Raw genomic sequence first — 24,792 nt, 5'->3', positions numbered from 1 at the left:
TCTAACTTGATTTTAAAAGGTCTATATTTTTTTTTATATCTCCATTATTGTTTTTAAATATGGTTGTTCCAGATACTAAAATGTTTGCACCAGCTTCTATTGCTAGTTTATTATTATCAAAATTAATTCCACCATCAATCTCGATATCAAAATCTAGATTCTTTTGATCTCTTATCTTTTTTAATTCTTTAATTTTTTCTAAAACTTCTGGCATAAACTTTTGCCCTCCAAATCCAGGATTTACACTCATAATTAGTACTAAATCAATTTCATTTAATAGATCGGTTATTAAATTAATTTTACTTTCTGGATTTAAAGAAACTCCTACTTTTTTATTTAAGCTCTTTATATGCTCTATTGAACTTTTTAAATCTTTAGTAGCCTCTGGATGTATGGTAATAATATCTGCACCTGCATCTGCATAATCTTTAATATATTTATGGACGGGTGAAATCATTAAATGAACATCAAATGGTAGCTTTGTGTATTGTCTTAAAGCTTTAATAATTGGTGGTCCCATTGTCAAATTAGGAACAAAATGACCATCCATCACATCCACATGAATCATATCTGCACCACCTTCTTCAAGCCTTTTTATTTCATTTCCTAACTGACTAAAATCAGCAGATAAAATTGAAGGTGATATTTGTATTTTTTTCATTGATTACTAATATTAGTAGTATCAATTTTATTTTTAATTTGAATTAATTATTTACCAAAAATACGATAAATTTCTGAAGCAATTTCACTTTCTAAAGGAAAAGATAACATTCCCATGACAGAATACCCTAGTAGATAGGGCATAAGGTAAAATCTAATCATATAAAAGAACCAAGCTACATAAAGTGGAACAAGTGGATCTATAATAAATGAAGGTGTAATAGGTTTAAATATACGAATTAATGGATTTGTTAATTTTACAAAAGCTTTCATAAAAAAAAATTCTGAGTTTTCTCGTTGAAAGATATTCATCGCAACTCTTCCAATCAAAGTCCACATTACAACACCTAAAATATAATCAATTATAAGAATAAAAGGATGAATTTCTGGCATAAATATAAAAAGGAATTTTGTTTAAAAATTTACTAAGGGGCGAAATAAATCGCCCCTTAATAATAAATTTAATTAGTGTTGTTTTCCAAGAATTGTTTTACCACTTGGAATACGAAGTTCATCAATCATATCTTGAGTAGCTCTGTCTGGCGCTTTTGTTAGTAAACTAACAACTACCATAGAAACTAAACTAACCAATGATCCAAAGATACCAAATGTAAGTTGAGTAATACCCCAGAATCCAGCTCCACCAGTACGTACCCAAACTAGATACCAAGTACCAGCTGCTAATCCTAGAAGCATTCCTGCAACAGCACCAGGACCATTCGCTCTTTTCCACCATACACCTAGTACAAGTGGGAAGAACAATCCTGACATCGCAAAGTCAAAAGCCCAGATTACTGAACCTAAGATACCTTGGATACCCATTGCGGCAATAGTTGCTCCAGCAAAACCAATTATTACAAGTAATACCCTTGCAACAATTAATCTTTTCCTAGCTTCTGCTTTTGGATCAATGATCTTGTAGTACAAGTCATGAGACAAAGCATTTGCGATTGCTAAGATCAAACCATCAGCAGTAGACATGGCAGCAGCCATACCTCCAGCAGCAACAAGACCTGAGATTACATAAGGTAATCCAGCAATTTCCGGAGTAGCTAATACAACGGCTTTACCACCCATGAAAAACTCATTTAATTCAAGAGTTCCATTTCCGTTAAAGTCGCTAACAAACATTAAGTTAGCTTGGTTCCAGTTTTGATACCAATCTATTGCTTGAACTTCAGCTATTGATTTACCAATAATCCCTGTTGAAAGTGTTGGATCAATCAGTGATAGTTTTGATAATGTAGCTAACATTGGCGCAGTTGAGTATAAAATGAAGATGAAAAGTAGCGACCATGCTACAGATCTTCTAGCCGATTTTACACTTGGAGTAGTAAAGTATCTCATCATAACATGAGGCAAAGAAGCTGTTCCTGCCATCATACAAATTGCTAGAGAAATAAATCCCCAGTTTGTTCCGTTAACTGATGAGTGTGCTTTAGTTATTCCAGCCAAACCTTTTGGTACTGTAGCTAAGTCTGCAGCTGAGTTTTTCACAAACCCAAACTGACCTTCTAGTTCAGCAATTCTAGCTACTTCATCTCCCAACATTAAATGTGGGAAGAATCCAGCACCCATTTTACTACTGATCCAGAATACAGGAAGTAAGTAAGCAATAATTAAAACTATATATTGCGCAACTTGCGTCCATGTAACCGCTCTCATTCCACCAAGCATTGAACACATCAATATACTTGCTAATCCGACGTACACAGCAATTTCAAAAGGAATATCTAATGCTACTGAAGCAATAGTTCCTGTTGCATTGATTTGTGCAGTCACATATGTGAATGAAGCTACTGTTAATACTAGTACTGCAGAAAGTCTTGCTGCATTACCACCATATCGTGTACCAACAAAATCTGGAACTGTGTAACAGCCAAATTTTCTTAAGTAAGGTGCTAGTAAAGTAGATACAAGTATATAACCACCTGTCCATCCAACTAGTAGTGCCATATATCCATAGCCCTTAAAGTAAATACCACCTGCCATCGCAACGAATGATGCACCAGACATCCAGTCTGCTGCAGTAGCCATTCCGTTAAATACAGTAGGTACTTCTCTGCCTGCTACGTAGTACGCGTCCATCTGAAGTGTACGTGATAACCAACCGATTACCGCATAGATAGCAATGGTGAATATAACAAAAGAAATTCCTATTGCTTTTGCAGACATTCCCATTTGTTCAGCAATCGCCATCAATATTATGAACCCTATAAAACCACCTGTATAGATTCCATAAACTTTTGGTAGATTGTCTATAAATTTACCTTTTATCATTAGCTATCCTCCCTTTCAGTAAACCCAAACTCTTCATCTATCTTCTCTTGTCTACCCGCAAACCAGAAATTCAAAATTACAAACGCTAATAATGAACCCTGACACGTCATATAATATGACAGTGGGTAACCAAAAGGTCTGAAGCTAGATGCTTCCATTTCAGTTCCGAAAAAAAGATGCCAATCGAGAATACAAACCAGATTGCTAAAGTAACGAACAATAGCCCCCTAGTTTTTTCCCAATGTTTTGCTTTATTTGACATTTTTACTCTCCCTATATAGTTAAGTAGGAAACATTACTCATAATGAGATAGATTGAAAGCCTTTAAATAGATCGAATTAGGGGCATTTTTGGAATATAAAGCATATAAAAAGTAGGTAAAATTGCTCAAATATAAACTTAAAATAAAAGACATAAAACTTGAAGATTTTAGAGTTTATTTATTTGCTTTGTTTAAAGGAGTTCTTCCAAAGAAAAAAATCAAGAATATGGAAGACCTTACACTGTTTATTCAAACAAAATCAGCCTGGGTGTCACAGGTAACTTTATACAACTATTTAAAAACAAGAATGGGAACTAAGTGGGTATTACACTTTGATGATGAAGTATTTTTAGCATCCATTAATAAGGCTAAATGGAATATTTATTCTATAGCACTTCAGGATCTTACTTTTTATGGCCTATCGTATTTGAATGTTTTTTGTAATTATAAGGACATGAGCAAAGCTAATGAAATTTATGATGAAATTTTGACCAAAGAAAAAAAAAATGAAATGCCAGAAGAAATTATTTCAAAAGCAAAAGAAAAATTTAAAGAGCGATTAGAAAAGATTGACTGGAATATATATTATAAATCTTGGCCATTTAATGAAAGCGCTCTAACTTTATATAAGTGGGCACCGGTGGCTGAAGAATTAAAAATTTTAGACAGAAAGATCGTGTTAAATTCCATGATCTTAAAATGGGAAAATATTGAAAAAGAATTTAAAGAATTAATTAAGATTTAAATATTTTTTCTTTTATCAACTAAGCTTTGCACAACACTTGGATCAGCTAAAGTAGATGTGTCACCTAATTGATCATGTTCGTTAGCAGCAATTTTTCTTAAAATTCTTCTCATAATTTTTCCAGATCTAGTTTTGGGTAGTCCAGGTGAAAAATGAATAATATCAGGTGTTGCAAGTGCTCCAATTTGTTTTCTTACCCAAAGTTTTAAATCTCTTTCAAGATCTAAATCTGATCTTTCTCCAACATTTAGAGTTACATAGCAATATAGACCGTTACCTTTAATATCATGTGGGTATCCAACTACAGCAGCTTCAGCAACTTTTGGATGAGCAACGAAAGCACTTTCTATTTCAGCAGTTCCAAGGTTATGACCAGAGACAATAATTACATCATCTACACGACCAGTTATCCAGTAGTAGCCATCCTTATCTCTCTTAGCACCATCACCTGTAAAATATTTTCCATTGAACTGAGAAAAATAAGTATCAATAAACCTTTGATGATCACCATAAACAGTTCTCATTTGTCCAGGCCAAGACTGAGAAATACACAATCTTCCTTCACCAGCTCCCTTAATTTCTTTACCATTTTTATCAACTATAGAAGGCTTAATCCCATAAAAAGGTTTACTTGCAGAACCAGGCTTTAAATTCATAGCCCCTGTTTGAGGGCTAATTAAAATTCCACCTGTCTCTGTTTGCCACCAAGTATCAACAATGGGACATTTAGAATTTCCAACTGTTTTGTAATACCACATCCAAGCCTCAGGATTAATAGGCTCTCCAACAGTTCCTAATAATTTTAAAGATTTTCTTGAAGTTTTCTTAACAGGTTTATCACCCTCTCTCATTAAAGCTCTAATAGCTGTGGGTGCTGTATAAAAAATATTAACTTTGTATTTATCAATAATTTGCCACCACCTTGAACTGTCAGGGTAGGTTGGAATTCCTTCAAACATAATTGTTGTTGCACCATTAGCAAGAGGACCATAGATTATATAACTGTGGCCCGTTACCCAACCAATATCAGCCGTACACCAATAAATATCTTTTGGTTTATAGTTAAAAATATATTGATGTGTCATGGATGCATAAACCATATAGCCACCTGTTGTATGCAAAACTCCCTTTGGTTTTCCAGTAGAGCCAGATGTGTAGAGAATAAATAAAGGGTCTTCCGCATTCATTTCTTCAGGTTCACATTTATTTGACATATCTTTAATTAAATCGTCATACCAAATATCTCTTCCCTTAACCCAACCAACTTTATTTCCAGTTCTTTTTACGACAATACATTTTTTAACATCTGGACATTTTCTCAATGCTTCATCAGTGATAGCTTTTAGAGCAATGGTTTTACCCCCTCTAACACCTTCATCTGCAGTAATGATGTACTGCGACTTACAGTCATTAACTCTACCAGAAATAGAGTCTGCTGAAAATCCACCAAAAATAATAGAGTGAACTGCACCAATTCTAGCACAAGCTAGCATTGTTACTGCAAGCTCTGGAATCATAGTTAAATAAATCGTAACTCGATCACCTTTTTTAATCCCTAGTTTTCTTAAACCATTTGCAGCCTTAGAAACGTCATTATGTAATTGTCTGTAAGAAATTTTTTTAGTATCTTTTGGATCATCACCCACCCAAATAATGGCTGTTTTATCTTTTTTATCTTTAAGGTGACGGTCTATACAATTGGCAGAAGCATTTAATGTTCCGTCTTCATACCATTTAATTTTAACTTCTTTTTTGCTATATTTTACGTTTTTAATTTTTTTGTATGGCTTAATCCAAGTAATTCTTTTTCCCTCAACCTTCCAAAAGTCATCATTTTTTTTTATCGAGTCAGAGTATTTTTTCTGATATTTCGCTTTATTTACTAGAGCACTTTTTACCCACTCAGGTTTAGTTTTTATGATTAATTCTTTTTCTTTAATTTTTTTTAAAACTTTTTTCTTAATAGGTTTTGTTTTTTTTTTAACCTTAGTTTTTTTAGGAGTTTTCTTTTTAACTTTCGATAGTGATTTTTTTTTAGGCATGAATTTTTTTATTTAAATATTACTCATCTTATTTAAAATTTTCCAGCTTTTAGAGTCTATGGGCATAACAGATAATCTGCTTTGTCTAATAAGTGATAAATGGCTAAGAGTCTTGGTTTTTTTAACCTCTTCAAGAGTTACATTTTTCTTTAATTTTTCTTTAAACTTTACTTGAACAGCTACAAATCGTCCATCTTTGTCAGTTTTATCTAAGAAAGCTTCTTTAATAACCTCAACTATACCAACAATTTCTTTACCTATATTTGAATGATAAAAAAAACAAAGGTCTCCTTTTTTCATTCCTCTTAAACTTTTAGCTGCTTGATAATTTCTTACTCCATCCCAGGGAGCACCTTTAGAACCAGCTTTTTTTTGCTGATCAATTGACCAAACATCAGGTTCTGATTTTAAAAGCCAATAGGATCTTGACATAATTTAAAGGATAGTTTTATTCAATTTTTTATTTATTTACTATTGATTTACAAAATAATTTTTTATTATTTTTTTTGTTTTATTTAATTTACAATCTTTATGCACAGTATAATGTCCTTTACCACACTTATAACTTATCAATTGCACAGAATTAGGATATTTTTCCTTTAAAAAATTTAATTCTTGAGGTCGATTAAAAGCATCATCTTCATATGCAAATATTAAAGTCTTTATAATTCTTGCCTTAATCATTTCTTTAACCTGTCTAGGGCGTTCTACTTTTCTCCACCTAGGGTATTTATTTATCTCACTCCTAGGTCCAGCAAATGCTGGCGCAAAAACTATCGCTGAATTGAATTTTTTTTCTACCTGATTCATCATCATGAGTGATGTCCACCCACCTGCAGAGTAACCTGCAAGAAATATATTTTCTGGTTTAACACTTGCAGAAATTAATTGATCTAAAATTTTATTTATCTCTAACTTTCTTTTGTCAATATAAGACCCCAATACACCCCCATCAATAGCTTTTGAACAAAGATAATAAAAATAAGTATTATCAAATTTTTTTAAAATACGTAAAGACGATGGAATTTTATGATATGATTTAGTGCAGTTTTCTTTTTTTTGAGGACGTGTTGTACCATGTGAATATATAATTATTTTTAAATCATTTCCATTGTCTAAATTTATCTCAGGTGTTTTGCCTTTATATTTTTCAGAAATTGGTGCTAAATTATTTGTGTTAGGTGAACCAAATAGCATAAAACCAGAGAAGTTTTTATTTCCTGCTTGAACATTAAAGCAAAAAAATAAGCTCCATAGAAAAATTAATAAAAATTTCATATTCATTTTTTTAGCATAAAAAATTAAATCGTACTATGTGATGTCATGCATAATAGCATGTATTAAATGGCTTCAATTGAGAGTTTTGTATGGGAAGGTATTAACTATTGTTAATTAACATTTTTAATTAATCCTAATGCAGGTGAGCTCTCTAAAGACAATAAAATTTCTTTATTTTTAGAATGGAGATCTCTAATTCTCTCATTTAGTATAATTCTTTCTTTTTTTGTTTCAATAATTTTTAAATTTTTTCGGTCTAATTTTATTAGGTGAAGTGATTGATCGCCTTCATCAATTTGGTTTTGATACCCTAAAGCTGATACAAAAAAATGATAATAATCTTTATTTTTATTAAAAAATTCATCTACATTTATAATTTCACTTATGCCTATCGATGGTGTGAAATGCAGCAAAGGTTCTATAAATTTATAATCTTTGTGTGATTTGTGCAAAGGGGCTATCTTGCTTTTTTTTCCACCATAATGTTCTCCATATGAAGAAATTGGCCAACCAAAATTATTAATTCGTAAACTATTATTTAAATTAATTAAATTAATTTCATCACCACCTTTTGGCCCATGTTCTGTTTCAATCAATATATTTTCAGTATTTAAAAAAGTTAATCCTTGTGGATTACGATGACCCATAGACACAACTTTAAAATTTTTATCTTTAAGATTTATAAGTATAATTTTTCCAAATATTGAATCTATATTTTGAGGAGCTGTCCAATCAAAATAATCACCAATTGTTAAAAAAAAATTATTATCATCAAATTTAACTATTCTACCTCCACCTGATGTTGGGTTTTCTTTAGCGCATTGTTTTGGGTCAAAAATAATTTCAAACTTTATATTATTTTCTTTTATTTTTGCACCTAGTAAAGATGTGTTATAGCAATTTTCTTTTATTTTTTTTGAATAGGATAAATAGATATAATCTTTGTTTATTAAAATATCTTTAATGCTGAGAGCCGGATTATGATAAAATTTTGCATCATCTATTATTTCTACTAAATTTGTTTTTATATTAAGAAGTTTTAATTGATCTTTTTCTAGATCATTAGCACTAAATTTAAATAATAATCCAGAACCTGAAATAATAAAGACACTATCTTGATTTCTTTCAATATAAAAACTTGGTTTTTTTCCAAAGATCCCAGGCTCAAAAAATGTTAAATTCCATTTAAAATAATCAAGCTGTTCATTGTTAACATTTAATGATTTTTCTCTAATCTTTTTAAAGTAAAGCCCATTTTCAAAAATATTAAAAATCATTTTTTCATGCTTTTTATGATTTTCTAATAATTTCTTATTAGATAGCTGAATCTTTTTTTTTAAATATAAAGGGTATAGTAATGTTTTATTTAAAAAATTTTTAAAATCTTGGTTTAAGTGATCCTTTAGCCATTTCGTTTTATTAGATTTATCTTGATAGCTTAATAATGTAACAAAAAATACTAACACAAGTATTAAAATTGTAATTATTCTTTTATAATTTTTCTTCATATAGTGTATTAAATTTTTTACCATACTTGCTCTGATTAATCTCATTCATTTATATTTTTACTTTTTTTATTACAGATATATTTTATATCAAATTAAAAATTTTTCTTTTTAGTTATTAAATAAACTCTTAAAGGTCATATAGGAGCACTAATTAAGATGTGAATAAAAACAGACTTTTTGCGCTATGTCATGAGGCATATATTAAAAAATATTTATTATATTTGCCTTATATATAAATTATAAAAGAAACCATATATTCTTTTGCAAATAAAATTTTTAATAAAGATTAAATAAATGAACTAAATTAGATAACTCAGAAAATTTATTGATGATTTTAAGGATAGTGCTGCAATAAGTAGAACGAAGTGTTGTTGAATTCATAAGTTTATAATAAAAGATGAATAATAATAAATAAAAACCTTAGATGAAAAGATCACACGACGAAATTTACTTAAAAGAAAATAACAAGAACGTTAAGCAAGCTTTTATTGAAGTTGCAGATGAAATAGAGCGCGCTCCTTTCCAAACTTTGGCTGATGTTGGTTGTGCTACTGGTGCTTGTCCTAGGTATTTGAAATCACGATTTCCTAATGCCAAAATTATTGGAGTAGAATATTTAGTGAGTTTACTTACTAAAGCGCAAAAAGATTTTCCAGATATAAATTTCTATAAAGGAAACGTCTTAGATAAAGAATCTATCAGTGAGAAATTTGATGTTATTACAATGTTGGGTGTTCTTGCCATTTTTGATGACTATAAGAAAGTGTTGGATAATGTTATCAGCTGGCTTAATCCAAAAGGCAGATTAATAATTCACTCTATGGTTAGTGAGCATGATGTAGATGTATTTATTAAATACAAATCATCGAGCCTGGAGTATAATCCTGATATTCTTGAGAGTGGTTGGAATATTATAAGTTCCAAAAGCTTAAGCGAAGTGGCATTAGCAAATAATGCTAAAGTTATTTCATCTAAGCCATTTATCTTTAATTTTGATTTAGATAAGCAACAGGATGTGATGCGAAGTTGGACTGAATTAAATTCTAATGGAGATAGAGATTTCTTCAATGCATTGCATATTCGCCAGCCTCAAAGGATTGTCACAATAGAAAAGCAATAATACCAAAATAATCTCAGCTTTATGAACAATTTCCTTGCCTATATTTGAGTAATAAAAAAACAAAGATATACTTTTTCATTCCTTTTAAATCTTTAGTTACTTGTGCACTTAGGATAGCAAAAATGGCTATAAGTTGGAGGGGTTTTATATAAGTATGAACGTTACTGCATTCATTAGCCAGCACTGCATTACAATCTTACTCCAGCACCTTTTAAAAAAGCAGCATTTGCATCTAAGGGCCACCTAGGTTTTGCGGGACTGTCTAATTCACTAAATTGCTTTAATTTAAATTTTTCTAATCCAACCATTGCAATCATTGCTGCATTATCTCCACACAAATTAATAGGTGGAAATATTGCTTCAAAATCCTCTTCTTTACAAAGATTAGTTAGAACTTCTCTAATTCTTTTGTTTGCAGCAACGCCACCTGCAACTACAAATTTATTTTTATTTGTTATGTTTATTTTTTTAAATTCTTCAAAAGCAATTTTACTTTTCTTATATAGTATCTCTTCAATTGTTTTTTGAAAAGATGCTGCAAGATCATATTTTTCTTGATCAGTTTTTATCTGCTTTGATATTTTTAAAACAGCAGTTTTTAGACCTGCAAATGATAAGTTACAGCCCCCTTTATGAAAAATTGGCTTTGGTAACTCATATTTATTAGGGTCACCTTTTTTTGCATATACTTCAATTTGTGGACCACCAGGAAACTCTATTCCTAACAATTTTGCCGTTTTATCAAATGCCTCACCTACAGCATCATCAATAGTTGTTCCTAATCTTTTATAATTTCCTAACCCTTTAACACTTAAAAACTGTGTGTGACCCCCAGAGATTAAAAGTAATAAATAAGGATAGTTTAATTCAGAATTTAGTTTTGGACTTAATGCATGTCCTTCTAAATGGTTAACAGCTATAAAAGGTTTATCAAGTGAAGAGGCCATTGCTTTTCCAAAACTTAAGCCAACAGATAGACAGACCATAAGACCAGGTCCTGCAGTTGCAGCTATAGCATCCAGGTCCTTCATTTTTACTCCACTTTCATCAAGTGCTTTTTTTGTGATTAAATCTATTTTTTCCATATGAGATCTTGCAGCAAGTTCAGGCACAACACCGCCAAATTCTTTATGAACATCTACCTGACTTGAAACAATACTTGATAAAATTGTTGGCATATCTTGCTCATTTTCAGTTATGACAGAGGCAGCTGTTTCATCGCAGCTTGATTCAATTCCTAAAATTATGGGTTTTTTATTCATTAAATTAGTTTTTATTAATAATACATTCTCAATATAAGTATGAAGTATAAAGCAATTAAATGAAAAATAGAAAAATTATTATAGGCTCTAGAGGAAGCAAATTAGCACTGATCTACGCTGAAAAAGCTAGAGAAAAAATTCTTAACCATTCAAAATATTTTGGAATTGAAGAGGTAATTATTAAAGAAATTGTAACTAAGGGTGATCAAGTTCAGGATAAAAGATTATCTGAGGTAGGTGGTAAGGGACTTTTTTCAAAAACTATAGAGGTTGAATTATTAGAAAAAAAAATAGACATAGCTGTGCATGCATTAAAAGATATGCCATCTGAAGAAACTAAAGGATTGTTAACAGATTGTTTTTTAGAAAGAAATGATCCAAGAGAGATTTTAATTAGTAAAGATAATAAACATCTAAAAGATTTAGCTTCAAATTCAATTATTGGAACATCCTCATTTAGAAGAGAATTTCAAATTAAAAGGATAAGAGATGATCTTGATTGTAAATTAATTAGAGGAAATGTTGATACAAGAATAAGAAAACTTAACGAGAATTTATATGATGCAATTATCTTATCTTATGCTGGAATCAATTCTTTAGGCTTAAATCAAAATATATCTCAGACTTTTTCTACTTCAGAAATTATACCTTGTGCAGGACAAGGAGTCATTGCTTTGCAATGTAGAAATAATGATAAAGAGTTAATTGAGTTATTAAAACAAGTAGATCATCAATCAACGCACAACTCTATAAAAGCTGAAAGAAATGTTTTAAAGGTTTTAGAGGGAGACTGTGAAACAGCAGTAGGAGCGTTTGCAAACATTAATGGAGATAAAGTCAATCTTGAAGTAGAGCTTTTTTCATTAGATGGCAGTAAAAGATATTATTTAAAGTCATCTGAAAGTATAGATAAAGCAGAAGAATTGGGAATAGAGATGGGAAAAACTCTTAAAAAGATGTCTAATAATTCTTACAAAAAATAATATGCATATTTTGTTCACACGACCATTAGAAGATTGTCATGAAATGATATTAAAATTTCAATCATTGGGTCATGAAATATCTCACTTACCTTTAATTAATATTGAAGGTTTAAAGTATGAAGCTCCAAGCTATTTTGAGTTTAAAGGAATTATTTTTACCAGCACTAATTCCATTAAATTTTTGGATATAAAGAACATTGATAAAAAATTAAAATGCTTTTGCGTTGGAAGTGCTACTGAAAAAAAAGCTAGAAGTGTTGGTTTCCAAAATGTTTTTGCAGCTGAGGGAAATGTTAATAATCTTAAGGAATTAATTTTGCAAAATTTTAAATCTTCTGAAGGAAAGTTAATTTATATAAGTGGAGAAATAATCTCTAGCGATTTAGATAAGGAACTCATTTCAAGTGGGTACACAATAGAACGACTAATTAATTATAGAGCCAACATGATCGAAAAATATGATGAAGGCTTTATCGAAAGACTGAAATTGAAAATGCCTGAAATCACTTACATTTATTCGCAAAATAGTGCGATTAATTTTTTAAAAGTAATTAAAAATTATCAGTTAGAAACCCTATGGATGAATACTAATTTGATGTGCATTGGAGAAAAAACCTCTTCAATTCTTAATGAAATTAAATGGAAAAAAATTTTTCTTTTTAACCCTGGAGAAGAAGAATTTTTGCTATATAAAATTTAATTATGGACATATTTAGTAATTTTAGTGACCTGTTTATTTCTGTTTGGTCTAAAGGAATTCGTGGAGTGGATATTTTTCAGATACTAATTGGTATTGGAATATTTTTTATTTTTTTAATTTTTAGAGGAATAATAAGTAAAGTTATTATTAAAAGATTAGAATCAATTTCAAAAAGAACTACAAATAAATTAGATGACACCTTTGTCCATGCAATGGAAGGGCCAGCTAGATTTTTACCAATTGTTCTAGGTTTCTTTATTGCAAGTTATTATATGTCTTTTGCAGATGATGGCAGAGCTATAGTTGATACAATTAATCGAACATTAATTACAATTTTAATATTCTGGGTTATCCATCAAATTATTGAACCAATTTCTTATATTTTAAGTGGGTTAGATAAAATGTTAACCCGTGAGCTAGTGGGCTGGATTATAAAATCTTTAAAGATTTTAATTTTTATTTTAGGGTTAGCAGCTGTTCTTGAACTTTGGGGAATAAAAATTGGACCAATTATTGCAGGACTTGGTTTATTTGGTGTTGCTGTTGCTTTAGGTGCACAAGATTTATTTAAAAATTTAATTTCAGGAATTTTAGTTTTAGTAGAAAAAAGATTTAAAATTGGAGACTGGATATTAGTAGAAGGTATCATTGAAGGTATTGTCGAGAAAATTGGTTTTAGATCAACAGTTTTAAGAAAGTTTGATAAATCTTTAGCTATAATTCCTAATTTTCAATTTGCTGAAAATGCAGTTATTAATATTAGTGAGACAACTAACTGGAGAATAGATTGGGCAATAACACTTCAATACGACACTACTGTTGATCAATTAAAAAAAATAAGAAATGAAATTGAAGGTCACATTAATAAAAATGATGATTTTGATAAAGCTGTAGGAGTTGCAGTTAGAGTTGAAAAATTTTCAGATAGTTCGATTGATATGAGGGTTAGATGTTTTACTACTTCTAATAGTTTTTCAACATGGTTGGAGGTTAAAGAAAAACTTGCAATTGAAATAAAGCAAATTGTTGAAGGAAACAAAGCAGCTTTTGCTTTCCCAAGTCAGTCAATTTATATTGAAAAGAAATGATAATAATTTACGAGCTAATAATGTTACTTCTATATTATTATGGTTGGGTTGTTATTGCGAATGTGGTTATTAGTTGGCTCACCGCTTTCAATGTTTTAAATACGCATAATAAGTTTGTTTATAATGTTTTAGAGTTTACTTATAAATTAACAGACCCAATCCTTAATAGAATAAGACGATTTATTCCTAATTTTGGTGCTTTTGATATTTCACCGATAATATTGCTTTTATTAATTCAGGTTTTAAAAAGGGTGATGATTGAGTATATATACCCCCTAACTTAATAAAAAAAATATGATTTTGATAGATGGAAAAAAAATAGCAGCTGAACTCAGAGAAGAGCTAAGACAAGAAGTTGTGGAACTAAAAACTAAACACAATAAAATTCCAGGACTTACAGTAATATTAATTGGAGATATGGCTCCTAGCCAAATTTATGTTCGTATGAAAGAAAAAGCTGCGAATGAAGTGGGGTTAAAATCTGAAGTAATTAGATATCCAGGGACTGTGGAAGAAAAAACGGTATTAGATAAAATTGAAGAACTTAATAAAGATGAAGGTATTTCGGGAATTTTAGTTCAACTACCTTTACCAAAGCATATTGATAAGCAAAAAGTTATTGAAACTATTTTACCAAGTAAAGATGTTGATGGATTTCACCCAATGAATGTTGGTAATCTTTCATCAGGATATGAAAGTTCAGTACCCTGCACCCCTTTAGGATGCTATCTAATGATTAAAAAAATTGAACCAAACTTGAGTGGGAAAAAAGCTGTTATGATTGGCAGATCAAATTTAAACGGTAAACCAATGGCACAGTTACTTTTAAAAGAAAATTGTACGGTTACGATAACTCATTCAAAAACTAAAGATTTAAAAGCAGAATGTTTAGAGGCAGATATTATTGTTGCGGCAGTTGGTATCCCAGAACTTGTAAAAGCTGACTGGGTTAAAAAAGATGCAATCGTAATTGATGTTGGGATTAATAAAACTGAAAACGGTATAGTTGGGGATGTTGCATTTGAAGAAGTTTCAAAAGTTGCAAAAGCTTTAACACCTGTTCCAGGTGGAGTAGGGCCAATGACTATTGCCTGCTTGCTAAAAAATACTATTGAGTGTTTTAAAAGATCTCAAAAATAAAAATTTTCCATTTCCCTCCATTAATTCCTTACCATTTGAAGAAGGACATGTTTATTTTTTTAAGTTTTTCCTATGACTATCTTGCAAACTAATAACAAAAAATGACCAGTCATGACATAAGTAACTTTTAAATGACTAGTAAGCTTATAATTAGTTGATAAAGGAATATTAATGTCCATATGCATCAAAACAAAAATTTAATTAAAAGAAACAATATAAATGATAAAATTTTTAATTTTCTTATTCTCAATTATTATTTATAACTCTTCAATAATTGCTATGGAAAAAAAACCTTATCATCATTTACCAGATGGAACTTTTAGAAATCCAGAAGGATCGCCAGTTAGAACTAGCCAAGCCAAGTTTTCATACACACAATTCATTAAATTAAAAAAGAAAATAGACATGACCGTTCCAAAAGAACATGTTGTAGCTAAAGAGAAAGTTTTATCTGATTTAGAAAAGTATAAAAATGAAGATTATATTGCTTGGATTGGTCATGCTACATACTTAATTAAGTTAGGGGATACAACGATTATAACAGATCCAGTGTTTTCAAAAAATGCAGGACCTTTAATTTTTGGCCCAGATAGATTTACTGAGCCTGCTTTAAATTTAAATGAAATCCCAAAGACTGATTTATTATTATTAACACATAATCATTATGATCATCAAGATATGGGAACTATTAGAAAGTATCCGTTTAAAGATACAAAAGTTTTAACCCCTCTAAATCTTGGAAAATATTTTACAAAAAGTAGATTTAACGATGTAAAGGAAATGGATTGGTACGAAGAAATTAAAGTTAATGATGATCTAAAAGTAACTTTATTACCTGCAGTTCACTGGTCGAAGAGAAGCCTTACAGATATGAACAAAACACTCTGGGGTAATTTCTTAATTGAATATAAGGGTAAAAAAATCCTATTTGCTTGTGATACTGGTTATGGAAATATTTATAAAGAATTGGGTGAAAAATATGGTCCAATTGATTTAACAATGATCAATATTGGAGCATATGACTTTAAACCTATGTTTGATAAATCAATTTATCACACAACACCAGAAGAAGCTTTAAATGTAGCAAAAGATTTAAGAAGTAAAAAGGTTATGGGAACACACTGGGGAACTTTTGTTTTATCTTTGGAGCCAATTATGGAACCACCTATACGATTTAAAGTTAGTGCAGAAAAATATGGTTTTAAAAAAGAGGATGCTATTATCTTTAAAATTGGAGAGATAAACTCTTTAAAAAATATATTATCAAATTAAGATTATTTTTTTTCCATTAACCATAAAGCATTTTCACTTAAGAAAAATATTTTACCATTAGATGGATGAACTTGAATATCTCTTATTCTTCCAACATTATTTTTAAATATAAGATCTTCTTTAACATTAGTTAGATCATTAAATATTAATTTTCTTAAAGACTTATCTTTTAAAGAAGTAACTAGTGCATGCCCATTCCATTCCTTAAACTCATTTCCTTTGTAAATTGTAATAGCACTAGTAGCTATAGAAGGTACCCAATATTGAATTGCTTTAGTAAAACCTGGCTTCCATTTAGGACCTATCTTTGTTCCTGAGTAATTTTTTCCTCCCCAGCCTAAAATTTTCCATCCATAATTTTCTCCTTTTTTAGCCTCTCCAAACCAATCGCCACCTCTTGCTCCATGATTACTTAAATATATTTTTCCATCATAATCGGAGAGTGTTAAACCTTGTGGATTACGAACACCTATTTGATAAATTTCGGGTAACCAGTTTTTCTTACCTTCAAATTTTGGATTATCTTTTGGAATAGTACCATCAGTATGAATTCTAATAATACTACCAGGATGTTTTGTGGGATCTTGAGCAATCATACCTTGGCCTCTTTCACCAGCTGACGCATAAATATAATCATCCTTAATCACTAATCTTGAACCAAAATGATAACCTGAATCTATAGGAGGGTTTGCTTGAAAAATATTTTTAAAATCTAATTCTTGTTTATCTAATTTTGCTTTTGCAATTGATGTGCTTGTTTTTGAATTTCCCCTATCTTCTGAATAAGAAATCCACAGAGTATTATCTTGGTAAATAATATCTAATAATCCACCTTGGCCAACTTCTAAAAAATTAAGATTATGTTTAATCTCTATAACTTCTTTTGAAACAACATTAACAATTTTAATTTTTCCACTTTTTTCAGTAATAATGATTTCATTATTATTAATAAATGAAGATCCCCAGGGTTCATTTAGTTCTATTATTTTAGTGAATTTATAATTTTCAGAATAACTATTTGATAAAGAAAAAATTAATAAAAAAAATAAATAAAATAAGGCCTTCATAGTAAATTTTTATAATTCAAGATTGTTTGATTTAAAAGAATATTGTACTTTATTATCTTATTGTTCAAATATGAAAAAATTATTAATCATTTTTTTATTAATCCCAACTTTTGCCATTTCTGGAACTTTTAAAGATGAAGATGGTAAATTTGGTTTAAAAACCAAGAGAAGTGGTTTTAAGTTTCATTTAAACTTTATGGATCATAATGACTATAACTTTCAATATATCAAAGATAAAACAAAAGCACGTGCAGGAAAGTACTTTCAGCGATTTGAGCTTAGAGACGGCGATTGTTTCGGAGATAACAATTGGAGTGACTGTGATACCAATCGAGAAAGAGTTGAGTTTTCAACAAGACCCAGACAAATTCCAAAAGGAAAGCAGTGCTATGGATATAGCTTAATGTTATCTAAAGATTTTATTGATACGTATCCAACCAATACTTCCTTAGGCCAAGTTCATCAATATGGTGGCCCAACAGGCACAGCTGGTGGTCTAGCTTCTTTTCCACCTTTAATTCAAATTGATGCACGTCAAGGATATTTATTTTTAAATTGGCATGATCTTAGTGGTTCGGCAACAAACGTTATTGATGAGTCGAGATATCATAGACTAAAGCTTTTAAAAGATATGAAAGAAGTTTGGACAGATATTTCTTTTTGTTTAGATTTTAAAAATAAAAGAATGGATGCATGGGTAGATGGTATCAAGAAAGTGGAAATCTTAAAATCTCCAATTTTTTTCAAACCAGAAGGAATTTATTTTAAACATGGTATATACCGAAGCTTTATAAGTAAGTATAAAGAACGGAACCGCGGTAAAATGCCAACTCAAATTGTTTTTTATGATGAAATAAGAAGAGGCAAATCAATAGAAAAAGTAGATGCTAATATTAATCCTAAACTAAAACCAGTTGATTAAGATAATTTAGATCTTCCACCATCAACAGCTATTATCTGTCCAGTAATCCAAGAGCTCTCTTCAGTAATTAAAAATTTAGCAAGCGCTGCAGAATCTTTTCCTTCACCCAATCTTTTAAGAGGATGAGCTTTAGCAATTCCTTCTGCAATTGCAGGATTTTTTAACATTGGCTCTGCGATTTTAGATTTTGATAAACTTGGTGCAATACAATTTACCCTAATATGTGGAGCAAACTCAGCAGCCAGTGTAACAGTTAACCCTTCAACAGCAGCTTTAGCAGAAGCAATAATTGTGTGATTAGTAAAACCTCTTTGAGCAGCAACAGTTGAAAATAAAACTACTGAACCTTTGTTCTTTTTTAAACTTTCCTGAAATCCTTTTATAACTTCAACAGCTGAATAAAGGTTTAGTTTCATACATTTATTCATATCTGCTTCTGTAACCATTCTTAATGGTTTTAAATCAATAGATCCTACGCAGTAAGCAATACCCTTAATTTCATTAACATCTGATTTTACTTTTTCTATAAATCCATCTTCTAAAACATCAGCAACTGTATGTGAGCAGCCTAATTTTTCTGCGATAGCTTTAACTTCAATTTCATTTCTTGCTACAAGATGAATATCATTGCCTGAATTCTTTAATTGTTCTGCTAAGCTAGAGCCTACAGAACCTGTCGCACCAAAAATAAGATATTTTTCTGACATATAATTTTTATTTAGTTATATTTAACTATGAAATTGTTTTTTATACTTGGCAATCAATTATTTCCATTAAAATACGTAGACCGCTTCAAAAAGGACCACTCTTTTTACATGGCAGAAGACTATGAACTATGTACTTACGAAAAGCATCATAAGCAAAAGATACTGCTATTTCTATCTTCTATGAGGTCATATGCGCATATGCTTAAGGTGAATAAATACAAAGTTGAATATTCTAAAATTGAGGACAAAGATTTTAAAGACACTTACTTTGAGAAATTAAAGATTATCATTGATAAAAAAAAAATTACTGAAATTTCAAGCTTTGAGGTTGAGGATAAATTTTTTGAAAAGAAAATTTCGCAATTTTTAAAAAAAGAAAAAATTAACTGGAATATTGTTCAAACTCCAATGTTTTTAAACTCAAGAGATGTGTTTAAAAGTTATTTAGCAAAATCAAAAAAACCTTTTATGGCAACATTTTATAAAGAGGTTCGTAAAAAATCTGGAATATTAATGGGAGCGGATGGAAATCCTATTGGAGGCAAATGGAGTTTTGATGAAGATAATAGGAATAAATTACCAAAAGATATATTAATACCAAAATTTCCAAAAATTAGTGAAACTAGTCATACTAAAAAATTAAAACCAATTATTGAAAAATTATTTAAAGATCATCCTGGTAGTACAAGTAACTTTTGGCTTGCAACTGAATATAGTGATGTGGTTAAACTTTTAGATTTTTTTATTAAAGAAAAATCAAATTTATTTGGTGACTATGAAGATGCTGTTAATCAAAAAGATAATGTTTTATTTCATAGTGCATTAAGTCCGTATATTAATTTAGGATTGATAACTCCTGAGATTATCATTCAAAAAATTTTAGAATTTCATAAAAAGTATAAAATTAGAATGAACTCACTTGAAGGATATATTCGTCAGGTAATTGGCTGGAGAGAGTTCATGCGTGGAATTTATCAAGGTTACTCTGATGAAATGGAAACAAAAAATTTTTTCAATCATGAAAGAAAAATGAAAAAGTCTTGGTATGAAGGCACAACTGGTTTGCCTCCATTGGATCATTCGATTAAAAACGCCGTTAATCATGGGTGGTCTCATCACATAGAAAGGTTAATGATTTTATCAAATATAATGAACCTTTGTGAAGTGAAACCAACAATTGTCTACAAATGGTTTATGGAAATGTTTGTGGATTCATCTGACTGGGTGATGGTTCCTAATGTTTATGGAATGGGCTTATTTAGTGATGGAGGTATTTTTGCAACGAAACCATACATCTGTGGATCAAGTTATTTTATGAAGATGATGGATTTTAAAAAAGGGGAGTGGTGCAATACGATGGATGGCCTTTATTGGAGATTTATAGATAAAAACAGAAAATTTTTTTTAAAGAACCCTAGATTATCAATGATGGTTTATGTTTTTGATAAAATGAAAGATGAAAGAAAAAAGATGATTTTATCTGAAGCAGATAAATTTATTAAATTAAATACTGCATAATGTATATTTCTATAACAGGTATAAAAGTTAAAAGCTTTTTTGGAATGTTAAAATTTATGAGATACACAACACCAAGTTTTGCAGCAGCAAGAAAAGCGAATGGGAATTTTTTTTGTGAGTCAAAAAAGATCAATAGGTATTATCATACTCTAACTGCTTGGGAGAATAAGAATAAGATGATGGATTATTTAAGAGGTAAACATCATGCGTTGGCAATGAAGAATTTTAAATCTATTGGAACAGGTTCTGTTTATGGATATGAAGACGACCTAATGCCGAGTTGGGAAGATGCAATAAAAAAATGGAAACAAAATTTTAAAGAAATTTAAATTGAAAAAAGAGAATCTACCTTCAAAAATTTGCCCTGTTTGTAAAAGACCTTTTACATGGCGTAAGAAATGGAAGTTAAATTGGGATAAGGTAAAGTATTGTTCAAAGAAGTGTTCTAAGTGATTTACCTATCTTTATTTACTATATCTTTTTTAGCTGCAACCATTTTACCATTTTCATCTGAGCTCACATTGGCAGGGTTAATTGCAACATCAAATTATGATAATTTATTATTATTAATCGTTGCTAGCTTCGGAAATACTTTAGGATCTGTTGTTAACTGGGCTTTAGGATTTTATTCAAGAAACCTTACCACAAAAAAGTGGTTTCCATTTAAAGAAACACAAATAGAAAGATCATCAAAATGGTTTGATAAATTTGGTAAATTATCATTATTATTTGCTTGGATTCCTATAATAGGTGATCCACTGACTTTAGTTGCAGGCTTATTGAGAGTTAGATTTTTAGATTTTATAATTTTAGTAGCAATTGGAAAAGTAAGTAGGTACCTTATTGTTTTCTATTTGATGGGCTAAGTAATGAATATAATAGTTTTACAACATATAAAAATTGAAGATCCAGGCTATATCAAAGATTTAATGCTAGCTGATGGCTTTAACTTAACTACTGTAGAGTTGGATGAAGGTGAAAAAATTCCAAGTGATTTAAGTAAATTTGATGGAATGTTTTGTATGGGTGGTCCAATGGATACTTTTATGGAGCAAGAATACCCATGGTTAATTGAAGAAAAAAAAGCAATTAAAGAATTTGTCATTGATTTAAAGAAGCCTTACCTAGGTTTTTGTTTAGGCTGTCAGTTATTAGGAGAAGTTGTCGGTGGCAAGGTAGTAAAATCTAACCCAGCAGAAATTGGAATAATGGAAATAAATTTTACTAAAGAAAAAAATGAAGATATTTTATTTTCAAAATTTCCAGAACAAATTAAAAGTTTACAGTGGCATTCCTATGAGGTGAAAGGAGTAGATGATAATAAAGATGTTACTTTGTTAGCCTCATCACCTGTAACAAAATATCAAATTTTCAAATATCAAAATCATGCCTATGGAATTCAATTTCATATCGAAATTAAAGACACAACAGTTAATGAGTGGGGCTGTGTACCTGAGTATAAAAAAGCTCTTGAAGATCAATTGGGTGAGGGTGCGTTAGAAAAATTTGATCAAGCTGCAAAAAATAATATGACTGATATGAATAACTATTCAAAAACACTCTATGAAAATTTTAAAAAAATTCTAATTTAAATTGTAATATCATTTTAAAGAGATAGACAAACTAGATGTCAGAGATTTTTATTCAAACTTTTTTTCTATATTTTATTGTTATAGATCCATTGGGAAACACCCCATTGTTTTTAAGTATTACTCAAAATATGGATACAAACAAAAAGATAAGAATAGCATTAAGTGCAACAATAATAGCTTCAATCATATTGCTTTTTTTTGCATTACTTGGAAGTTCATTGCTAAGTTATTTAAATATTTCTTATCCAGCATTCACAATTGGTGGGGGAATAATTTTGCTATTAATTGCAATAGAGATGTTGTTTGATAAGCGTCAACAAAGGAAAGAAGAAGATATAGATCTTAATTCTGATAACGTTAGTATTTTTCCTTTAGCAACGCCTATTATTGCAGGGCCAGCTGCCATCACATCAGTAATAGTTTCTGTCTCAGATATTGGAACTAATTTTACCAACCAGACTGCAGGAATGATTTCATTAGTGTCTGTTTTATTTTTAACTTTTATAATTTTTTTTATAGCTTCAAAATTTTCTAAAATAATAAATAAAAAAATAATTGGAGTTATTTCAAGAGTGGTAGCTATTATTCTTGTTGGATTGAGTGTGCAGTATATCTTAGATGGAATTAAAACCTTTTTAGTTTAATTAAAATTAGCAATAATTTTTGGAATATAGTTTTTAAAATTAAAAAAACCTTTATTGCAATATTGCCAAGAAAACTGATCTAACTTTCTATATAAAAATTTAATATTTTTTAATTGGTTATTTTGAATAAAATCCAAATTTTCACCAACAGTCGGATAAATCCCATAAACTTCTTCAGTAATATTTTTTAAATCATTAATGCTAATAGTTTCACAATTAACTAATTTTTCTTCTAATCTTATTTTTTGATCCTCTAAAAGATTAGCTTTAAATTTCAACACTTTTTCACTTAATTTGATAATTCTATTTGTATCATTCGAAACTAACAAAATTTTTTTAAATTTATGTTCTTTAAAATCAGAAAATTCAAATGTCATATTATTTTCAAATATTAATAAAGTTTTATCTTTAGAAATCTCAGAATTTTCAAAACTCTTATTGGTAACAAAATATATTTTATCACTGGATATAGGCTTGGCATTTTCATTCAGTTTTATGTTTTTAAATCTATTATTTGTAAATTTATTTATATTCCATTCACTTGCTAGGTAATGCTTGCCTTGAGTTTGAACTCCAGCTACCCATCTCCACCCAAGGGTATTTGATGCAGTATCCCCATCATAAAGATGTTGCAAAAAAAATTCAGCGCCTAATTGCCATGGTAATTCTAGTGTAAAAATCCAAATACTTGCAAACCACATTCTTGTGTGGTTATGAAGATAATTGTTTTCTTTAAGTTCAATTACCCATTGATTAAAACAATCTACATTTGTCTTTCCCTCAATTGCATCCAAATAATTTTGATTGTTTTTAAATTGATCTTTAACTTTACCTAATTCTATTAAGTAATCTGACCAAACATTAGGTCTTAATTCTAGCCAACCTTTCCAATAAACACGCCATAGAACTTCCTGAATAAATTTTTCATTTTTTACAAATGAAAACTTTTTAAGAGATCTATCAACTACTTCTAATTCATTAATTATTCCGTGAGTTATATAAGGGGATAAACAAGAAATATTAGATCTATTATCAGGTCCAAAATCGAAATTTCTTAGTTTTGAATAATCTGAAAGATTTTGTTCAATAAAATTATTTAATTGATCAACGGCTTTAGCCCTTGAAGCTTCAAATATCATTTTAAACTATTTAGATTTTCTTTTCTTTAGACCTAATTTGTCACTATGTCTTAATCTAAGAATAACAATTGCAGATGCAATTAGAACTATAGCTACAGCTTCATAAACTAATGCTGATGGATCCATTTCTTTTCCTTGTAATATAATAAATCGAGCCAGAGCAGTGATTGCAATTAAAAGAGGTAAAGTTATGCTGATTGATTGCTGATTCCAAAAAACACGAACCATTGCTAAAACTTCTAAATACAGAAACATTAATAGTAAATCCGCCAACATTACAGATTGATTTAGAAACATATTTTTAATTTCTATACCAACAGCGATTACAGTGCTTACTAAAATAATGCACATTAATGCTAGCTGTAAATTTTTTGCTATTTTTTCCATTACTTATCTTTACTAAATGGTAGCCATTTTTCAAACACTGATTTTGATGGACCATCATACGGGATTGAGTAAGAACTAGGGTTGGGACTCGTTAAAACCTCTATTCCTTTAGAAAATATAAAGATGAATACAATTACAAAAACAATAACCATAATTTTAAATGGATCAAAATTTTTGGTTATGAATACACTACTAGATTGTGCCTCTGCTTTGTGAAAATGTTTAAAAGTCATATAGACTGCAAAAATAAGTCCAATGTGAGCTATGTAAAGACCAGCCCAACCAAAGGCAAAAGTTGTATAAGAAAATATATATAAACTAAAAACAGTTGTCCAAACAAAGCTTAAAACTAATAAAATTTGCAATCTCACAGATCTTGGTAAAGATCTTAGATCATTTTTACTATCATCAAATAAAATGTTAGCAGCATCTATCATCCAATTTTTTAATGATTCCATGTAACCAGAATAGATATT

28 protein-coding genes and 1 pseudogene are annotated in these 24,792 nt (G+C 29.8%); 15 read left to right on the top strand and 14 right to left on the bottom strand.

Going from position 1 to position 24,792, the window contains the following annotated elements; all coding sequences use genetic code 11:
• Window position 1 precedes the first annotated feature (1 nt).
• The 4 genes and pseudogenes from rpe to ABXT45_RS07075 all read right to left on the bottom strand — a co-directional run bounded on the left by rpe (window position 2) and on the right by ABXT45_RS07075 (window position 3,202).
• Window positions 2-661, bottom strand: coding sequence for a ribulose-phosphate 3-epimerase (gene rpe / locus ABXT45_RS07090; protein WP_415313429.1), 660 nt, complete (start codon window positions 659-661; stop codon window positions 2-4).
• A gap of 47 nt (window positions 662-708) precedes the next feature.
• A complete protein-coding gene (locus tag ABXT45_RS07085; RefSeq protein WP_415294971.1) occupies window positions 709-1,053 on the bottom strand; it encodes a hypothetical protein in 345 nt (114 codons plus the stop codon).
• 72 nt (window positions 1,054-1,125) lie between these two features.
• On the bottom strand, window positions 1,126-2,940 hold the full coding sequence (locus tag ABXT45_RS07080) for a sodium:solute symporter family protein (protein WP_415313427.1): 1,815 nt from the start codon (window positions 2,938-2,940) through the stop codon (window positions 1,126-1,128).
• A pseudogene (locus ABXT45_RS07075) lies at window positions 2,940-3,202 on the bottom strand (DUF4212 domain-containing protein). Before ABXT45_RS07075 ends, ABXT45_RS07080 begins: the two are co-directional and overlap by 1 nt.
• A 121-nt stretch (window positions 3,203-3,323) precedes the next feature.
• Between ABXT45_RS07075 and ABXT45_RS07070 the strand changes: the two are divergent.
• Window positions 3,324-3,947, top strand: a complete 624-nt coding sequence (locus tag ABXT45_RS07070; protein ID WP_415313426.1) for an esterase — start codon at window positions 3,324-3,326, stop codon at window positions 3,945-3,947.
• Here ABXT45_RS07070 and acs read toward each other — a convergent pair.
• The 4 genes from acs to ABXT45_RS07050 all read right to left on the bottom strand — a co-directional run bounded on the left by acs (window position 3,944) and on the right by ABXT45_RS07050 (window position 8,820).
• Window positions 3,944-5,989 (bottom strand): acetate--CoA ligase, encoded by a 2,046-nt coding sequence (acs, locus tag ABXT45_RS07065; protein ID WP_415313425.1) that lies wholly within the window; start codon window positions 5,987-5,989, stop codon window positions 3,944-3,946. The two genes, ABXT45_RS07070 and acs, sit on opposite strands and share 4 nt — an antisense overlap.
• Before the next feature lie 12 nt (window positions 5,990-6,001).
• Complete coding sequence (locus tag ABXT45_RS07060; RefSeq protein WP_415313423.1) at window positions 6,002-6,421, bottom strand: EVE domain-containing protein; 420 nt, start codon at window positions 6,419-6,421, stop codon at window positions 6,002-6,004.
• A 39-nt stretch (window positions 6,422-6,460) separates the two neighbouring features.
• On the bottom strand, window positions 6,461-7,267 hold the full coding sequence (locus ABXT45_RS07055) for a hypothetical protein (RefSeq protein WP_415313422.1): 807 nt from the start codon (window positions 7,265-7,267) through the stop codon (window positions 6,461-6,463).
• A gap of 110 nt (window positions 7,268-7,377) precedes the next feature.
• Window positions 7,378-8,820 carry a PQQ-dependent sugar dehydrogenase gene (locus tag ABXT45_RS07050; protein ID WP_415313421.1) on the bottom strand — a complete coding sequence of 481 codons (1,443 nt, stop codon included), beginning with the start codon at window positions 8,818-8,820 and terminating at the stop codon, window positions 7,378-7,380.
• A 379-nt stretch (window positions 8,821-9,199) separates the two neighbouring features.
• Between ABXT45_RS07050 and ABXT45_RS07045 the strand changes: the two genes are divergently transcribed.
• Window positions 9,200-9,895 (top strand): class I SAM-dependent methyltransferase, encoded by a 696-nt coding sequence (locus ABXT45_RS07045; RefSeq protein WP_415313419.1) that lies wholly within the window; start codon window positions 9,200-9,202, stop codon window positions 9,893-9,895.
• Between the two features lie 188 nt (window positions 9,896-10,083).
• Here ABXT45_RS07045 and tsaD read toward each other — a convergent pair whose 3' ends face one another.
• Window positions 10,084-11,157, bottom strand: coding sequence for a tRNA (adenosine(37)-N6)-threonylcarbamoyltransferase complex transferase subunit TsaD (tsaD, locus tag ABXT45_RS07040; protein WP_415313418.1), 1,074 nt, complete (start codon window positions 11,155-11,157; stop codon window positions 10,084-10,086).
• A gap of 59 nt (window positions 11,158-11,216) precedes the next feature.
• Here tsaD and hemC point away from each other — a divergent pair, with 59 nt between their 5' ends.
• From hemC to ABXT45_RS07010, 6 genes are all read left to right on the top strand, one after another.
• The gene (gene hemC / locus ABXT45_RS07035; RefSeq protein ID WP_415313417.1) at window positions 11,217-12,140 is read left to right on the top strand and encodes a hydroxymethylbilane synthase; all 924 of its coding nucleotides are present in this window, start codon (window positions 11,217-11,219) and stop codon (window positions 12,138-12,140) included.
• Between the two features lies 1 nt (window position 12,141).
• Window positions 12,142-12,840: a uroporphyrinogen-III synthase gene (locus ABXT45_RS07030; RefSeq protein ID WP_415313415.1), complete on the top strand. Its 699-nt coding sequence runs from the start codon at window positions 12,142-12,144 to the stop codon at window positions 12,838-12,840.
• A gap of 2 nt (window positions 12,841-12,842) precedes the next feature.
• Window positions 12,843-13,928 carry a mechanosensitive ion channel family protein gene (locus ABXT45_RS07025; RefSeq protein ID WP_415313414.1) on the top strand — a complete coding sequence of 362 codons (1,086 nt, stop codon included), beginning with the start codon at window positions 12,843-12,845 and terminating at the stop codon, window positions 13,926-13,928.
• A complete protein-coding gene (locus tag ABXT45_RS07020) occupies window positions 13,925-14,212 on the top strand; it encodes a YggT family protein (protein WP_415313413.1) in 288 nt (95 codons plus the stop codon). The genes ABXT45_RS07025 and ABXT45_RS07020 overlap by 4 nt, the downstream gene beginning before the upstream one ends.
• Before the next feature lie 10 nt (window positions 14,213-14,222).
• Window positions 14,223-15,068: a bifunctional 5,10-methylenetetrahydrofolate dehydrogenase/5,10-methenyltetrahydrofolate cyclohydrolase gene (locus ABXT45_RS07015; RefSeq protein ID WP_415313411.1), complete on the top strand. Its 846-nt coding sequence runs from the start codon at window positions 14,223-14,225 to the stop codon at window positions 15,066-15,068.
• A gap of 219 nt (window positions 15,069-15,287) precedes the next feature.
• Entirely contained in the window at window positions 15,288-16,340 is a 1,053-nt protein-coding gene (locus tag ABXT45_RS07010; RefSeq protein WP_415313410.1) for an MBL fold metallo-hydrolase, read from the top strand.
• A 2-nt stretch (window positions 16,341-16,342) separates the two neighbouring features.
• On the opposite strand, the gene ABXT45_RS07005 is transcribed toward ABXT45_RS07010, so the two are convergent.
• The gene (locus ABXT45_RS07005) at window positions 16,343-17,407 is read right to left on the bottom strand and encodes a PQQ-dependent sugar dehydrogenase (protein WP_415313408.1); all 1,065 of its coding nucleotides are present in this window, start codon (window positions 17,405-17,407) and stop codon (window positions 16,343-16,345) included.
• A 70-nt stretch (window positions 17,408-17,477) separates the two neighbouring features.
• On the opposite strand from ABXT45_RS07005, the gene ABXT45_RS07000 reads away from it, so the two are divergent.
• Window positions 17,478-18,329 (top strand): heparin lyase I family protein, encoded by an 852-nt coding sequence (locus ABXT45_RS07000; RefSeq protein ID WP_415313406.1) that lies wholly within the window; start codon window positions 17,478-17,480, stop codon window positions 18,327-18,329.
• Here the strand turns inward: ABXT45_RS07000 and ABXT45_RS06995 are convergent.
• Window positions 18,326-19,036: an SDR family NAD(P)-dependent oxidoreductase gene (locus ABXT45_RS06995; RefSeq protein WP_415313405.1), complete on the bottom strand. Its 711-nt coding sequence runs from the start codon at window positions 19,034-19,036 to the stop codon at window positions 18,326-18,328. The genes ABXT45_RS07000 and ABXT45_RS06995 overlap by 4 nt on opposite strands.
• Before the next feature lie 27 nt (window positions 19,037-19,063).
• Here ABXT45_RS06995 and ABXT45_RS06990 point away from each other — a divergent pair, with 27 nt between their 5' ends.
• Genes ABXT45_RS06990 through ABXT45_RS06965 form a run of 6 tightly spaced genes read left to right on the top strand, consistent with a single transcriptional unit; the run spans window position 19,064 to window position 22,790 of the window.
• Window positions 19,064-20,554: a cryptochrome/photolyase family protein gene (locus tag ABXT45_RS06990; protein ID WP_415313404.1), complete on the top strand. Its 1,491-nt coding sequence runs from the start codon at window positions 19,064-19,066 to the stop codon at window positions 20,552-20,554.
• Window positions 20,554-20,883, top strand: coding sequence for a hypothetical protein (locus ABXT45_RS06985; protein ID WP_415313403.1), 330 nt, complete (start codon window positions 20,554-20,556; stop codon window positions 20,881-20,883). The genes ABXT45_RS06990 and ABXT45_RS06985 overlap by 1 nt, the downstream gene beginning before the upstream one ends.
• Window position 20,884: 1 nt before the next feature.
• On the top strand, window positions 20,885-21,007 hold the full coding sequence (locus tag ABXT45_RS06980) for a DUF2256 domain-containing protein (RefSeq protein ID WP_168606963.1): 123 nt from the start codon (window positions 20,885-20,887) through the stop codon (window positions 21,005-21,007).
• The gene (locus tag ABXT45_RS06975) at window positions 21,004-21,420 is read left to right on the top strand and encodes a YqaA family protein (RefSeq protein WP_415313402.1); all 417 of its coding nucleotides are present in this window, start codon (window positions 21,004-21,006) and stop codon (window positions 21,418-21,420) included. Before ABXT45_RS06980 ends, ABXT45_RS06975 begins: the two co-directional genes overlap by 4 nt.
• A gap of 3 nt (window positions 21,421-21,423) precedes the next feature.
• Window positions 21,424-22,146 carry a type 1 glutamine amidotransferase gene (locus ABXT45_RS06970; protein ID WP_415313400.1) on the top strand — a complete coding sequence of 241 codons (723 nt, stop codon included), beginning with the start codon at window positions 21,424-21,426 and terminating at the stop codon, window positions 22,144-22,146.
• 35 nt (window positions 22,147-22,181) lie between these two features.
• The gene (locus ABXT45_RS06965; protein ID WP_415313398.1) at window positions 22,182-22,790 is read left to right on the top strand and encodes a MarC family protein; all 609 of its coding nucleotides are present in this window, start codon (window positions 22,182-22,184) and stop codon (window positions 22,788-22,790) included.
• On the opposite strand, the gene ABXT45_RS06960 is transcribed toward ABXT45_RS06965, so the two are convergent.
• Genes ABXT45_RS06960 through ABXT45_RS06950 form a run of 3 tightly spaced genes read right to left on the bottom strand, consistent with a single transcriptional unit; the run spans window position 22,787 to window position 24,774 of the window.
• Window positions 22,787-23,929, bottom strand: a complete 1,143-nt coding sequence (locus tag ABXT45_RS06960) for an FAD-binding domain-containing protein (RefSeq protein ID WP_415313397.1) — start codon at window positions 23,927-23,929, stop codon at window positions 22,787-22,789. The genes ABXT45_RS06965 and ABXT45_RS06960 overlap by 4 nt on opposite strands.
• Window positions 23,930-23,935: 6 nt before the next feature.
• A complete protein-coding gene (locus ABXT45_RS06955) occupies window positions 23,936-24,316 on the bottom strand; it encodes a phosphate-starvation-inducible PsiE family protein (RefSeq protein ID WP_415313396.1) in 381 nt (126 codons plus the stop codon).
• The gene (locus ABXT45_RS06950; protein ID WP_415313394.1) at window positions 24,316-24,774 is read right to left on the bottom strand and encodes a hypothetical protein; all 459 of its coding nucleotides are present in this window, start codon (window positions 24,772-24,774) and stop codon (window positions 24,316-24,318) included. The genes ABXT45_RS06955 and ABXT45_RS06950 overlap by 1 nt, the downstream gene beginning before the upstream one ends.
• Between the last annotated feature and the right edge of the window lie 18 nt (window positions 24,775-24,792).

The organism is Candidatus Pelagibacter sp. Uisw_106, assembly GCF_047724975.1.
GTDB lineage: Bacteria > Pseudomonadota > Alphaproteobacteria > Pelagibacterales > Pelagibacteraceae > Pelagibacter.
This window is presented reverse-complemented; position numbering and strand designations above follow the sequence as displayed.